This is a genomic window from Tenacibaculum geojense (assembly GCF_042676005.1).
Taxonomy (GTDB): Bacteria; Bacteroidota; Bacteroidia; order Flavobacteriales; family Flavobacteriaceae; genus Polaribacter; species Polaribacter geojense.
Genome location: NZ_JBHTJR010000006.1, coordinates 1 through 815 on the forward strand (window position 1 = coordinate 1; position 815 = coordinate 815).

Here is an 815-nt window from a genome sequence, read left to right on the forward strand (position 1 = left end):
AAGGAAAATTCCTATTCAGCACGAGTTGATTGAATTAGAATTAGCGGAAATCCTAACCGAAACTGAATTTGAAAAAATAAAAGCCAGCAGGTAACAATGTATAACCGCAATTACGGCGGATTCGACTACGTCCGAATCCACTCAGAATTGCTTAAGCTAGTATATAAATAAAAACTTTTGGCTAAATTAGCCCGATAACTGACGGGTTATACGAAGCCGTTGTGTACAATATGAAAAAAACAATTCTGATTCTGATATTAAATCTAATTTTATACTCTTGTTCTTCGACTTTAGCTCATATAAAAAATAAGGATGAAGTTGCTGAATTATTAACTGGAGACTGGAAATTAAAAAACTCTGAATCCAAAACAATTTATTCATTCAGTTTTGAAAATTTGAAGGGATTCTATGAGGAATCGGAGCCAAATGATGACGGAGAATACATGATAGTGTATGACAGCCCAATAATTGAAATAATTAAAAAAGGAAAGAAGTTTAATTTGAAATTTACTGATTTATTAGAGAGTTGGAATTCACAAATCATGCACTTAGATAAAGAAAATTTGATATTAAAAACAAGCGGAAAAGAAACAGAATATTATAAAATTGAATAAAATACTGTACACAACAATGTATAACCTCAATTACGGCGGATTCGACTACGTCCGAATCCACTCGGAATTGCTAACGCTAGTGAACAAAAGAAAATAATAACTAATTTAACCCGTAACTGACAGTTTATACGAAACCGTTGTAGGCAATATTGACCTTACATTGAAAATTATTAATTAAATTTAAACAACGGTAAAAACTAT

The 815-nt window shown here is 31.2% G+C and carries 1 protein-coding gene; it reads left to right on the forward strand.

The features are described from left to right. Positions 1-230: 230 nt before the first annotated feature. Positions 231-614: a hypothetical protein gene (locus tag ACFQ1U_RS00405; RefSeq protein WP_386104164.1), complete on the forward strand. Its 384-nt coding sequence runs from the start codon at positions 231-233 to the stop codon at positions 612-614. Positions 615-815: the final 201 nt, after the last annotated feature.

What these genes read in the sequence shown, in the direction of transcription:
- ACFQ1U_RS00405 (WP_386104164.1), top strand. Translation starts at nt 231, where the DNA reads ATGAAAAAAACAATTCTGATTCTGATATTAAATCTAATTTTATACTCT.